Origin of the sequence: Campylobacter sputorum subsp. sputorum, from assembly GCF_008245005.1 — a bacterium.
Lineage (GTDB): Bacteria > Campylobacterota > Campylobacteria > Campylobacterales > Campylobacteraceae > Campylobacter_F > Campylobacter_F sputorum.
In genome coordinates this window covers 1,273,383-1,286,083 of record NZ_CP043427.1, presented here as the reverse complement: position 1 = coordinate 1,286,083, position 12,701 = coordinate 1,273,383, and the positions used below count along the sequence as shown (strand labels likewise).

Sequence of the window (12,701 nt, the reverse complement as noted above, 5' to 3'; positions counted from 1 at the left end):
TATTTTATTTTGAGGAAAATTGTTGGCATTAGCACTTAAATATAGACCCAGTAACTTTGATGGATTGATAGGACAAGAACAGGTAGTAAAAAGTTTAAAAAATGCTCTTGATACACAAAGATTGGGTCATGCGTATCTTTTTTCTGGACTTAGAGGAAGTGGTAAAACATCAACTGCAAGAATTTTTGCAAAAGCTATGGTTTGTTCTGAGGGGCCTAGCTCTATGCCTTGCGAAATTTGTGATAATTGTAAAATGGCAAATGAAAATCGCCACATTGATATCATAGAGATGGATGCTGCAAGCCATAGGAAAATAGATGATATAAGGGATCTTATAGAACAAACTAGATATAAACCAGCTATAGCAAGATTTAAAATTTTTATCATAGATGAAGTTCATATGCTTACAAAAGAAGCTTTTAACGCTCTTTTAAAAACTCTTGAAGAGCCACCTGAGTATGTTAAATTTATACTTGCTACAACAGATCCGTTAAAATTGCCCCTTACTATCATATCGCGAACGCAGCATTTTAGATTTAGACCTATAAATAAAAACGAAATAGTAAAACACCTGCAGTTTATTTTAAGTAGTGAAAATATAAAATATGAAGACGGCGTTCTTCAAATACTTGCAAGATCTGGAAGCGGTTCTCTTAGAGATACACTGACTTTACTTGATCAAGCTATAATATTTACAAACTCAAATTTAACAAAAGCATCTGTTTCTTCTATGCTTGGACTTTTAGACCCAGATAAAATAGAAAAAATTTTTGAAACTATACTTAAAAACGACAAAAACGAGTTAATAAATCTTGCAAAAGAACTTGAAGGATATGAAACTCAAAATATAATAGATGAGATGATTGTTAATCTAAAAGATAAATTTTTAAATAAAGATAGCAGATATTCTTTGTTGCTTTGTGAAAGATTTTTTAAAATTCTATCAAAATCAAAAACTATGCTTAGTGTGGATGTAGATGACAATTTTGTTTTGCTTTTGATGTTTTTTATGATGATGGAAGCTACAAATTTAAAGAGTATAGATGAGATGATAAGCTCTTTAGAAAAAGATAAATTAAATACTTTAGATACTTCTACGCCAGTAAGTTTTGATAAACCTAAGAAAGCACATTATGATGAATTTTTAAAAAATTTATACGATAGAAGTTATGAACTTGGAAAATGCTTTGATGTATGCATAGAGTTTGTAAAATTTGAAAGCAATATAATGTTTTTAAACTCAAGTGCCAGTGGCGAAAACCAAGATATTCTTCGTAAAAGTTCGTCTGTCATAATGAAAGTTTTAAGACAAACTTTCGATAAAGAAACCAAAATAAAAATAGATTCTTATACAAAAGAAGAAAATATCCAAAAAAATGACAAAAATATAGAAAATGTAAATTTAAAAAACGAAACCAATGAAGAAATACAAACGCAAAATTCTTTAAATGAATTAAAGACTTCTGATATAAAAATTGATGATAATCAAAGTCTAAATTTAAACAAAAACAAAGAAGATGAAAATATATCTTATATGAACAGACTTTTTGGAGATCCGCAAATACAAAACACATAAGCTAGATAAGTAGGTTTTACTTATCTAATTTTTTCATTTTTTTACAACCATCACTATCACCTCTAAAACAAATGGTTGTATATATATTTTTTGCTATTTCTAAGTCTTTTGGAATTTCGCCTTTACCTTTTTCAAATATTTCAGCCATCAAAAAACATGACTTTATCTCATAAAGACCGCAAGCATAGTTGAAATATTCAAGTGCTGTTTTTATGTCGTCTTTTTTATAAAAGAAATCACCTGCTTTTGTGCAAGAAAATTTATCACCCTTTTTGCATGTTTGATCATAAATTTGTAAAGCTTTTATCTCATCTTTTATGTTAGATTGTGTTGCTGTTTCATAAACATTTGCAAGTTTAATGCAAGATGAAAAAAAGTTTTGTTTGCAAGAAATATCATAATATTTTATAGCTATATCGTATTTTCCTAAAGCATTTGCACTATCGCCCGCTTGTTCGCATACTTGTGGATTTTGTGAATTATCGCAAGAGGTTTTTAAAATTTCTAACTTATAGGTTTGGGCTTCTATCTGTTTTTGTGTTAATGGGGATTTATCTGCTGTGTTTTTTTTATAATTTCTATCATTTAAGTTTTTAGAAGTTGATGCGCAACCAATAAAAATAAATGATAAAAGTATAGAAAAAATTATATTTTTTTTCATTTTTTCTCCTTTTTAAATTTTATGAGTTATATAGTATGTTTCTTTATTTTCTACTTTTTGAATGGCTATTTTGTATTTATCAGACCAATTTTCTATCATATTAATGATATCTTCTTTTGTATTTTGTGGTGATTTTTCATATTTTATTTTAAAATAATCATATGAATTTGACATTGTTATATAACTAAGATAAGTTTTTAATTTGTCATTTAACTCTACTATATGTTGTAGTTCTTTATCTGTTAAATCGCATTTTGATAGTATTCTTTTAATCTTTTCTATGCTCGCATCATTTTGCGTGTAACCTAGTTGAACTAAAACTGCTTCGTAATTCATATTTTTCTCCTTTATTTATTGCTTTTTTGTGCTATAAGCACATCTTCGATAACTTTTTTTATATCTCCATCTAATATAGCATCGGTTTGCGAATATGCTATATTAGATCTGACATCTTTTACTTGTTGATAAGGAAATAACACATAAGAGCGTATTTGGTGCCCCCAACCTATATCGCTTTTTTGGGATGAATTTTCAGTATTTTGTTTTTCCAGCTCTAATTCGTAAAGTCTAGATTGCAATACTTTTAGTGCCGTTGCTTTATTTTTGTGCTGACTTCTATCGTTTTGACATTGAACTACTATTCCTGTTGGAATGTGTGTAATTCTAACCGCACTTTCTGTTTTATTTACATGCTGCCCTCCAGCACCGCTTGCTCTATAATAATCAAATCTTATATCTTTTTCTTCTATATCAATTTGTATATCATCATCTAACTCTGGGCTTACCATCACAGAACTAAAACTTGTGTGTCTTCGTCCTGCACTATCAAAAGGACTTGTGCGAACAAGTCTATGTATGCCGTTTTCTGCTTTTAGGTATCCATAAGCGTTTTCGCCGCGCACAATAAAGCTTACATCTTTAAGGCCAGCTTCTTCACCTTCTTGAAAATCTAGTGTTTCGACTTTATATCCCATTCTTTCAGAAAATCTCAAATACATTCTATAAAGCATACTTGCCCAGTCATTGCTTTCTGTTCCACCAGCTCCTGGATGAATGCTAACTATCGCGTTTTTACCATCATCTTCGCTACTTAACATCATTTGAATTTCAAAATTTGTTATTAAATTTTCCAAATTTGAAGATTCTTCAAATAAAGAATTGATAGTTTCGTGATCGTTTTCATCTTGTGCCAATTCAAAAATATCCTTAGCGTCATATAGGCCATTTTTTGCTTTTTCATAACTAGATAAAATATTGCTTAGTTTTGTTTTTTCTTTATTTAAAGCACCGGCTTTTTTTGCATCGCTCCAAAGTGATGGATCTTTTTGCAATTCTTCTATCTCATCTATACGCTCTTGTGCCTTAGTGGGATTTATTATAGATATTATATTTTCTATTTTGTTTTTTAAATTTTTTAGAAGTTCCATATATTCATAACTGTCCAAATTTTTACTCCGTTACAATTTTTCTTTTTATTCGTGGCGATAGCTTTACTAAAATTTCATAATTTATTGTGTTAAAAAAGTTAGCCCATTTTGTAACATCTTTAAAAATACAAATTTTTTCTCCGCTATCTTCGCAGCTAAAACTATCCATAGACATTTTGCCAAGTAGTTTTTTACCATTTTCTATAAAAAGTTCGCCATTTCCATTATATCTAAAAAGACCATCTGCGTATCCTAAATCGTAAGTAGCGATATTTATATCTTCTTTAGCACAAAATTTCGCTCCATAACCCACACAACAACCCTTTTTTAAAACTCTTTTACTAACTCTATTTGCCCATAAACTAAGTATCGGTTTTAAATTTAATGTATCACAAAATTCATTATATCCATATAAAGATATGCCAACTCTTATAAAATCATCATCAATTTTCTCGGCTCTATTTGTAGCAGCTGAGTTGTGAGAGTGAAAAACTAAATTTTCATATCCAAATTTACAAGCTACGGCTTTTAAACTTTTTTTTGATTTTTCATATACCATTTTTTGTGCAAAATAATCACTGCCGATTTCATCAGCAGATCTAAAATGCGTGTATGCACCAAGAAGTTTTAAATTTCTTTTTTTGGCAATTTTACAAGCAAGTTCAAAATCTTTTTGCAAAATCCCATTTCTATGCATCAATGTATCGATAGCAAAATGAATTTTTGAGTTTTCTTTTATTATCTCAAGTGCCGATAAATCATTTATGGCATATGTAAAGTCTATATTTTCATTTCCGTTTGGTATATGTGAAAGCACCAATATATCATCAAAAAATTCTTTTATATCGTTAGCTTCATCTATACTTCTTACACAAGCATAACGCACACCTAAATTTGCTAGTTCTTTTGCCATTAAAACTAAACCATGTCCATAAGCATTGTCTTTTAAAACTGCTATGATTTTCCTAACACTTCCTATTTTGGTTGAAATTTGCGAAACATTATGTTTTAAATTATTTAAATTTATTAAAATTTCAGACATTTTAAAACTACTGTTCTAAAATAATTTTCATTTTACCATCTTTTATCATAGCATATAGAGTTTTTTGACCTTGAAATTTATGACTAGGTGCTTCGTAATGCTCCATAAAAGCTATTCTAAATATTTTTTTGCCTTGCGAGTTTGGATATGGGGATATTTCATAATCACTAAATACAATTTTTTTACTCTCTTTTTTGTCAAATATCCTTTTTTTCATGACTTTAAAATCATCAAATTTCATACCATCATATCTAACAAAACTATCATCATAAAAGTTTAAATATTTGTCTATATCGCTAATAGTCCAAGCTTGTTTCCAAAAAAATATATCTCTTAAAAGTATAGCAATATCATCTTTTGAAGCCTTTGCTTCACCTGATTCTGATATAAGAGCTATTGCTCTTGATGTTTGCTTTTGCATAAGTTCATCAAATTCTAAAAGCAAATCGTTTTTAAGTGCCACACAACCTTCTGTCGTAAGCTCGTTTTTTCTATTTCCATCACTTGGAAATCCGTGTATCCATATGCCGCCACCTGTTTTTCCAAGTATTTTATCATATAAATTTGGATAAGATAGAGAAAAAGCTATTGGTCCATAATAATCGCTTGGCGGAGTAAATCTTCTTGTAACTTCATACGCACCAACTGGCGTTTTTAAATCACCTTCTTTAAATTTATCGCCAAGTTCCCCGGTAATGATATCTTGATGAAAAATATTTGTAAGATTTCCATCCTCATATGTATACATACTCATTTTTTTACCGACTTTGTCTACCGTTATTATGGTTGTATTATTATCATAATAACCATATTTTACATCTATATCTTTTATTGTATCTATCCAAAAATTTGATTTTTTGATATTTTCATCTAATATCTTTTTTACAGCTTCTATGCCATCTTCAAGATAAATTTGCTCTAAACTTTTTGAATATAATAAGCCAATAAACAAAACAACAAAAAGAACTATTTTTTTCAAAACAATACTCCAAAATTTTTGATTTAAAATAAAAATAATTTGTGATTATATTAAATTTTTTCTTAAAATCTAAATTTATAGTATATAAATTTATATTTAACATTTGATTATATAATTAACTTTGCATTTAAATTTTTTAAGGATAGTAAATGAAAAAAATATTTTTATCAACTATAGTTAGCGGAATGATGTTTGCGTATGCAGCAGATATTGATGTAAGCAATGCTTATGCAAAAGCTACGCCGCCAAATGCTAAAAATAGCGGTGCGTTTATGTTAATTAAAAATAATACCGATAAAGATATAGCTTTGGTTTCGGCTACAAATAGTCTTAGTGATGTTACAGAACTTCATACACATATAGAAGAAAATGGTATGAAAAAAATGATTCAAGTACCAAAAATAGACATTAAAGCTAACTCGACAACAGAGTTGAAGCCAGGTGGTTTACATGTAATGTTTATAGGTATTAAAAAACCAATGGTAGTTGGAGAAAATGTAAAAATGACACTTACTTTTGATAATGGACAAACAGTTACATTAGATAAAGTTCCTGTTAAGGAAATTAAACCTATTAAAATGCATTAAAAATAAAAAGGGTTCATTGTGAAAAACATTCTTACATATATAGCTTTGGCGGTTGTTATATTTGCTATTAGTTTTGGTGTCTCAAATATACTAAAAGATAAAAACAAGTATGATTTTAGTGCTCAAAGTATCGATGGTAAAGTAACAATGGGCTCTTTTGATGGAAAATATAAGATATTTTATTTTGGTTATACTTTTTGTCCAGATGTTTGTCCTACCACTTTAACACTTGTTTCTACTGCTTTAGAAAATAATCCAAAAAAAGATGAAATTATGATTGTCTTTGTAACGCTTGATCCTCAAAGAGATAAAGTTAAAGAAACTGATGAGTTTGTGAAGTATTTTTACCCCAACTCAGTTGGTATTGTAGTAGATAATCTTGATAAAATGACATCAAATTTCGGTGTTAAATACCAAATAGTAGATCTTAAAGACTCTCAAATGCAATATTCTGTGGCACATAGTTCTGCAATTTATCTTTTTGATAAAGATGGAAATTTTGTAAAAGAAGTAACAAATTTAACAATGCAAGAAATAAAATCTTCCATAGAAGAGCTTTTAAAACACTAAAAAATCATTGTATTTCCTAAAATTTTATCTATAAATGCCCAAAATTTAGGAAATTTAGTATATTTTTTTAAAAAACTATTGAATATTCCTTAAAAACATTGTAAAATATGTGGTATTAATTTCTTTTAAGGAGTCATCATGACAAAAGCGGATTTCATTCAAAAGGTTGCTGAAAAAGCAGAATTAACAAAAAAAGATACAACAGCTGCATTAGACGCTGTTTTAGAAAGCTTAACAGAGGTACTTTCTAAAGGCGAAAGCATGACTTTTGTAGGTTTTGGTACTTTTAGTGTATCAGAAAGAGCTGCTAGAACTATAAAAGTTCCAGGAACACAAAAAGAGATGAAAATAGCTGCTAGAAATACAGTTAAATTCAAAGTTGGTAAAAAACTTAAAGAGTCAGTTGCAAATGGTGGAAAAACAAAAGCACCTGCTAAAGGCAAGAAAAAATAATTAATTATTTACAAAATGGATGTTTATAAACATCCATTTTGCTTGTTAATGCTCTTTATGAAATAAAATAAGGAGATATAGTGCAAATATACACATCTTTTACACCAAATAATCCTTACGAAAATAATTATAATAAAAACAAAAATGAACTCTCGCAAGAAGAAAAACTACAAGTTGCAAAACTTCAAAAGCGAGATAGTGAAGTAAAAGCACACGAGGCGGCACATCTTGCAAGTGGAGCCGGTCTTATAAGAGGACTAAATTATAGTTATGAAAAAGGTCCAGATGGCAAGCAGTATGCTGTTGGTGGCGAGGTTATGCTTGATACTAGTAAAGGCAAAACTCCGCAAGAAACTATTCAAAAAAGTGAGCAGATAAAAAGGGCAGCCTTAGCGCCATCTAATCCAAGTTCTGCTGATTTAAAAATAGCTGCAAATGCTGAGGCTATGAAAAACAATGCACAATCTGAACTTAGAAAAGAGCTTATCGATACAAAAGTAAAATTTAGCTCAAAAAATCCTTTAAAAATATACAATGATACAGAAATTCCAAATATTTTAGGTTTATTTTAAAATTTAATACAATTATATTTAAATTATTTTCATTAACAGTAATTTAAAAAATATTTATTTATTTATAGTAAATTTTGCCAATATTTCTTACTCTTATAATTCAAGGAAATTCATGAATAACAAATTTATATCTATTTTTATTCTTATATCTTTTTGTTTAAATTTTCTGTATGCGACTGATAATAATAGTTCAAATGCTTTGTCATCTCAAAATCAAGAACTAGCAGAAAATATATCAAAGATGGTTGATGCAAATTTAACCCAAGATAATCAAAATCAAGAACTTGTTAATATAATAGCCCAAAAAATAGTTGATGATAATACAACTGAAGAGTCCGAAGATACGCTCAAAAATACACTTTTTGAATTTGTAGATGAGTTAATTGGTATAAATAAACAAATAGATATATTAAAATGGCAAAATGATCAAAACTCAACCGAAGATGAAGTACAAAAATTAACTAATACTAAAACAGATTTATTAAATAAAATTCCATCAGCCATAACAAATCAAAAATTTCCATTAAGTTTTATAGAAAAATATATTGAGGAGAAAAAAAAATTAACAAGAGATTATAAAAAATACAAAAACAATACTAAAAGTGAGCAATTTATTAAAACTGCAATCAAGCTTTATACAACAGAACTTAGTGAGATTTTTTATTCTACATTGATAAAAATTGAAAAAATGTTCATTGAAGGAACTAATCAATCTGAATTAAAGGATATCATAGAAAAATCACTATTGAATATAAAAACTAACAATTTTACTAAAATAAAAATTTTAGAAAATGACATTGATAATAATGCTCAAGAACTTTATAAGGAAGATTTTTATATTTATGAACTGCATAAAAAGACATATGAAGAAATATTTGAATTTTTACTTTCAAATACAAATCTTCTTGCTAGTAATATGTTTTTTACAAGTCTAAATTTAAAAGGATTTATAAAATTTATAAATCAAAGAAGTCCTTTTGATGTAGAAACCATAAATAGTGGAAAAGTTGTTTTAATATCTGTGATTATGCTGTTTTTCTTTTCTCTTAGAAAATCATTTGCAAATATTATATATTTTATTTTTACTATTTTTTCAAAAAACAAAGATCATAAAGATAATGTAAAAAAAGAAGTTGTTGATATCATTAAAAAGCCTATGGGATTTTTACTCCTTGCCTATGGCGTTGATATTAGTATGAGTATATTTTTCTATCCATCGCCCGTTCCTATTAAATTTGCTAGTGGGTTAAATATAGTCTATATTCTCCTTTATGCTTGGTTGGTAACTAGTGTTATGGATGGTTATGGCGTAATGATAATAGGCCATCTTGCAAAAAAAGGTGGAAAGAAAGAGATTTTAAATTTATTTATAAAAGTAATCTATATAATAGTAATAATTATAGCAATTTTGCTTATTTTAAGTTCTCTTGGATTTAATGTATCGGCTTTTGTCGCTTCTCTTGGTATAGGAGGTTTGGCTATAGCTCTTGCAACAAAAGATATCATAGCTAACTTTTTTGCCTCAATAATGCTTATACTTGATAATACATTTTCTCAAGGAGATTGGATAGTTTGTGGAAATGTAGAAGGAACAGTTGTAGAAACTGGACTTAGAAAAACTACTATTAGAACATTTGACAACGCTCTTGTTTTTGTTCCAAATTCAAAAATAATGGATAATAGTGTTAAAAACTGGGATAGACGTAAAGTTGGAAGGCAAATCAAGATGTATTTGAGTATAGATTATAGCACTACTCCTAATCAAATTAAAGCTTGTATAGCAGATATAAAAGATATGCTAACAAATCATCCTGGTATAGCAGTACCTGTGGAAACAACAAGTTCAAAAGAAATATTTAAATATGGAAGAAGCATGGTTTCTGTTGATGATTTAGCTGGATATAAAAATAATCTTTTTGTTGTATTGGATGAATTTAGTGAATCATCTATAAATATCATGATATATTGCTTTTCAAAAAGCGTTGTTTGGGCAGAGTTTTTATCAGTTAAAGAAGATGTTATGTTAAAGATAATGGATATCTTAGAAAAACATCATGTAAAATTCGCTTTTCCAACTAGAAGCATTTATTTAGAAAATGCAAAAGATTTAAGGGGCTAGTTTAAATTTAAAACAGAATATTCTGCTTTAAATTTATCTACCAACCCATATTTGTTTTTATTTCTTTAAGTGCGTTAATTCTATCTTGTGTGCTTGGATGGGTTCTAAAAAGAGATGAAAGGCTATTTTTTAAACCATTAAAAGGATTTATTATAAACATATGAGCACTTTGCGGTGTTGCGTTTTGTAACATAGCACCACTTCTTGCATAATTTTCTAGTTTGCTAAGAGCATCTATCAAACCTTGCGGATTTTGCGTTAGCATAGCTGCACCTTTGTCTGCTGCGTATTCTCTGCTTCTTGATATACTCATTTGAATTATCGTAGCAACTATAGGCATAATTATAGCTAGAACTAACATCAAAATAGGGTTTCCTCTGTTTTCTCCATCTTTGTTTCCACCCATCATTGCTCCAAATTGTACGAAATTTGCAAGCATTGCTATAGCTCCTGCAAAAACTGCTGCAATAGAGCCGGTTAATATATCATAATGCTTAACATGACTCATCTCATGAGCTAGCACAGCTTGTATTTCTTTTTCATTAAGTAAATTTAAAAGCCCCTCAGTTACTGCAACTACGGCATTTGATGGATTTCTTCCAGTTGCAAAAGCATTTGGTGTATTATCTGGTATAATGCAAACTTTTGGCATAGGAGTACCAGCTTTAGCAGCTAAATTTCGCACGATTTGATAAAGTCCGCTTGCGTTTGATTGATCAACTTCTATTGCATTGTAATGTTTTAATACTATTTTATCGCTAAAAAAGTAGCTAAAAATATTTGTAGCACAAGCTATCAAAAATGCTATTATCATACCTTGTTCTCCGCCTATGGAGTATCCCACAAATATAAAAAGCAGCATTAAAGCCACCATTAAAAAAGTTGTTTTAAAAATTTCCATTTTTTATCGCCCTCCTATAAATTACAGCATCAATTCTAAGCTTTATAGCCCTTAAAATGTCGTTCTTGTCATTTACTATCATAGCTATTTTGCTATCAAAAAGATAGTATGTTGCCAAATTTTGTATTTCATGTATTATGTTTTCATTTTTTATAATTATAAATTTAGCACCGAGTGCATTTGCCATAATTGCTTCATAACTATCATTTACTATTAGAGAGAATTTGAGATTTGAGTTTAATGCAAGTTGTATATTTTTTTCATCATAATCAAATACAATATGCTCATGCAAATTACTAGGATTTTTTGTGTAAGTAAGAGGCTCGTAATTTATAAGTCTATCACCAATTATCTGCATTTTGCTCCTTTTTTATACACTCTTTGCATATGTATTTACCATCTTTTAAAACAGTATCTTTAAGCTCTACAAAAGTTGAACATTTTTCGCATTCTACAAAATTTTCTATACTTGCATTTTTTTTCTTTTTTTTTGTGTTATTTTCTACATTTTTTCTTTGCATTTTAAAAAATAAAATATATATAATAAACAAAATGGCTAAAAGTGCTAAAATTTTTACTAACATAATTTTTCCATAAATAGATAATTTCTTACTCCGTCATTAAATATTTTGGTATTTAAATCTTGAATTTCGTCTTCTACACTACTTCCTTTGTAAAAAAGGAATTTTGTATTTTCATCATAGAAACCATTGCAAATTTGAAGTAAATCTTTGGTTTTCATAACTGCTCTTGATGTTATAAAATCGGCTATAAATTTTTTGCAACTCTCAATTTTAGCATTATAAACTATAATATTTTCTAAATTTAAAGCCACTTTTACATAGTTTAAAAATGACGATTTTTTCGTATGTGGTTCATATAAGCTCCATTTGCAATCTTTTAAAATAAGCGCTAAAAAAATTGCAGGAAAGCCAGCACCACTTCCTATATCAATAGCATTTTTAGGATAGAAATTTAAAAATTCTAAAGGTTTTATGCTATCTTCTATGACATCATCAATGTTTTTGTATGTTGTAAAACTATGAATTGTGTTAAATTTATATAGTATTTCTTTAAATTTATCACACTTTTCATAAAAATTATCAGGTATATCAATCATCAAGCATATGCCCCATTTTTTCCTGTTTTACTTTTAGATATTTTTCGTTGTATTTGTTTGATTTGATAATTATTGGCACTCTTTTTACAACTTCTACGCATTTTAATCCCATCAGTTTTTGGGGATTATTTGTGAGTAAATTTATTTTTTTTATGCCATAGTGTTTTAGTATAAAATCCACTATCTCATATGTTCTTTCATCTGCTTTAAATCCTAGCTGATGATTTGCCTCAATTGTATCATAGCCTTTATCTTGCAAAGAATATGCGTTTATTTTATTTAATAATCCTATATTTCGTCCTTCTTGTCTAAGATAAATTACCATGCCAGTATTTTCGTATATGTATTTTAAACTAGCTGCCAACTGATCTCCGCAGTCGCATTTAAGGCTTCCAAGCGCATCTCCAGTTAAGCATTCTGAGTGAATTCTTACATTTAAAATATCCCCAAAAGGCTCTTTAAATATAACTAAATGCTCTTTTTTGCCTTCTTTAAAAGATTGAACTTTAAACATACCAAAATGTGATGGTAGGTTAGCTATTTGTGAAATTTCTATTTGCATAAAACATCCTATTATTTTTTTGAGACATTATAATACACTAAATAATATAATATATAAATTATGTTATTTAAATTTTTATTAGATATTTAATGCAATTATGATAAACTAATAGACATTTTACGAAAAAGGATA

Annotated in this window: 16 protein-coding genes; 6 read left to right on the top strand and 10 right to left on the bottom strand. The window is 28.4% G+C overall.

The annotated features are described in order from the left end of the window. The first annotated feature begins 19 nt into the window (after positions 1-19). Positions 20-1,576, top strand: a complete 1,557-nt coding sequence (locus CSPT_RS06540) for a DNA polymerase III subunit gamma/tau (protein ID WP_089182847.1) — start codon at positions 20-22, stop codon at positions 1,574-1,576. A gap of 16 nt (positions 1,577-1,592) precedes the next feature. On the opposite strand, the gene CSPT_RS06535 is transcribed toward CSPT_RS06540, so the two are convergent. The 5 genes from CSPT_RS06535 to CSPT_RS06515 are packed head-to-tail and all read right to left on the bottom strand — an operon-like array spanning position 1,593 to position 5,685. Continuing rightward, positions 1,593-2,237, bottom strand: coding sequence for a tetratricopeptide repeat protein (locus tag CSPT_RS06535; protein ID WP_089182846.1), 645 nt, complete (start codon positions 2,235-2,237; stop codon positions 1,593-1,595). 12 nt (positions 2,238-2,249) lie between these two features. Then, positions 2,250-2,573, bottom strand: coding sequence for a type II secretion system protein (locus tag CSPT_RS06530; protein ID WP_089182845.1), 324 nt, complete (start codon positions 2,571-2,573; stop codon positions 2,250-2,252). Between the two features lie 11 nt (positions 2,574-2,584). Beyond that, positions 2,585-3,682, bottom strand: coding sequence for a peptide chain release factor 2 (gene prfB / locus CSPT_RS06525; protein WP_089182844.1), 1,098 nt, complete (start codon positions 3,680-3,682; stop codon positions 2,585-2,587). Between the two features lie 4 nt (positions 3,683-3,686). Next, entirely contained in the window at positions 3,687-4,706 is a 1,020-nt protein-coding gene (locus CSPT_RS06520) for an alanine racemase (RefSeq protein WP_089182843.1), read from the bottom strand. Between the two features lie 7 nt (positions 4,707-4,713). Further along, positions 4,714-5,685: a L,D-transpeptidase family protein gene (locus tag CSPT_RS06515; RefSeq protein ID WP_089182842.1), complete on the bottom strand. Its 972-nt coding sequence runs from the start codon at positions 5,683-5,685 to the stop codon at positions 4,714-4,716. Positions 5,686-5,834: 149 nt separating this feature from the next. Here CSPT_RS06515 and CSPT_RS06510 point away from each other — a divergent pair, with 149 nt between their 5' ends. From CSPT_RS06510 to CSPT_RS06490, 5 genes are all read left to right on the top strand, one after another. Then, positions 5,835-6,272: a copper chaperone PCu(A)C gene (locus CSPT_RS06510; protein ID WP_181892276.1), complete on the top strand. Its 438-nt coding sequence runs from the start codon at positions 5,835-5,837 to the stop codon at positions 6,270-6,272. A gap of 18 nt (positions 6,273-6,290) precedes the next feature. Next, a complete protein-coding gene (locus CSPT_RS06505) occupies positions 6,291-6,842 on the top strand; it encodes an SCO family protein (RefSeq protein WP_089182841.1) in 552 nt (183 codons plus the stop codon). A 138-nt stretch (positions 6,843-6,980) separates the two neighbouring features. After that, the gene (locus CSPT_RS06500) at positions 6,981-7,295 is read left to right on the top strand and encodes an HU family DNA-binding protein (RefSeq protein ID WP_033916166.1); all 315 of its coding nucleotides are present in this window, start codon (positions 6,981-6,983) and stop codon (positions 7,293-7,295) included. Positions 7,296-7,375: 80 nt separating this feature from the next. Next, positions 7,376-7,867 (top strand): putative metalloprotease CJM1_0395 family protein, encoded by a 492-nt coding sequence (locus tag CSPT_RS06495; RefSeq protein WP_170228714.1) that lies wholly within the window; start codon positions 7,376-7,378, stop codon positions 7,865-7,867. 112 nt (positions 7,868-7,979) lie between these two features. Beyond that, positions 7,980-9,986 carry a mechanosensitive ion channel domain-containing protein gene (locus tag CSPT_RS06490; RefSeq protein WP_089182839.1) on the top strand — a complete coding sequence of 669 codons (2,007 nt, stop codon included), beginning with the start codon at positions 7,980-7,982 and terminating at the stop codon, positions 9,984-9,986. Positions 9,987-10,023: 37 nt separating this feature from the next. Here the strand turns inward: CSPT_RS06490 and htpX are convergent, their stop codons facing one another. The 5 genes from htpX to ribA are packed head-to-tail and all read right to left on the bottom strand — an operon-like array spanning position 10,024 to position 12,569. Further along, on the bottom strand, positions 10,024-10,887 hold the full coding sequence (gene htpX, locus CSPT_RS06485) for a zinc metalloprotease HtpX (protein WP_089182838.1): 864 nt from the start codon (positions 10,885-10,887) through the stop codon (positions 10,024-10,026). Then, a complete protein-coding gene (locus tag CSPT_RS06480) occupies positions 10,874-11,245 on the bottom strand; it encodes a hypothetical protein (RefSeq protein ID WP_089182837.1) in 372 nt (123 codons plus the stop codon). Before CSPT_RS06480 ends, htpX begins: the two co-directional genes overlap by 14 nt. Next, positions 11,229-11,471: a PP0621 family protein gene (locus tag CSPT_RS06475; protein WP_089182836.1), complete on the bottom strand. Its 243-nt coding sequence runs from the start codon at positions 11,469-11,471 to the stop codon at positions 11,229-11,231. The genes CSPT_RS06480 and CSPT_RS06475 overlap by 17 nt, the downstream gene beginning before the upstream one ends. Further along, positions 11,465-12,007 carry a 16S rRNA (guanine(527)-N(7))-methyltransferase RsmG gene (rsmG, locus tag CSPT_RS06470; protein ID WP_089183338.1) on the bottom strand — a complete coding sequence of 181 codons (543 nt, stop codon included), beginning with the start codon at positions 12,005-12,007 and terminating at the stop codon, positions 11,465-11,467. The genes CSPT_RS06475 and rsmG overlap by 7 nt, the downstream gene beginning before the upstream one ends. Next, positions 12,000-12,569: a GTP cyclohydrolase II gene (gene ribA / locus CSPT_RS06465; RefSeq protein WP_089182835.1), complete on the bottom strand. Its 570-nt coding sequence runs from the start codon at positions 12,567-12,569 to the stop codon at positions 12,000-12,002. The genes rsmG and ribA overlap by 8 nt, the downstream gene beginning before the upstream one ends. Positions 12,570-12,701 lie beyond the last annotated feature (132 nt).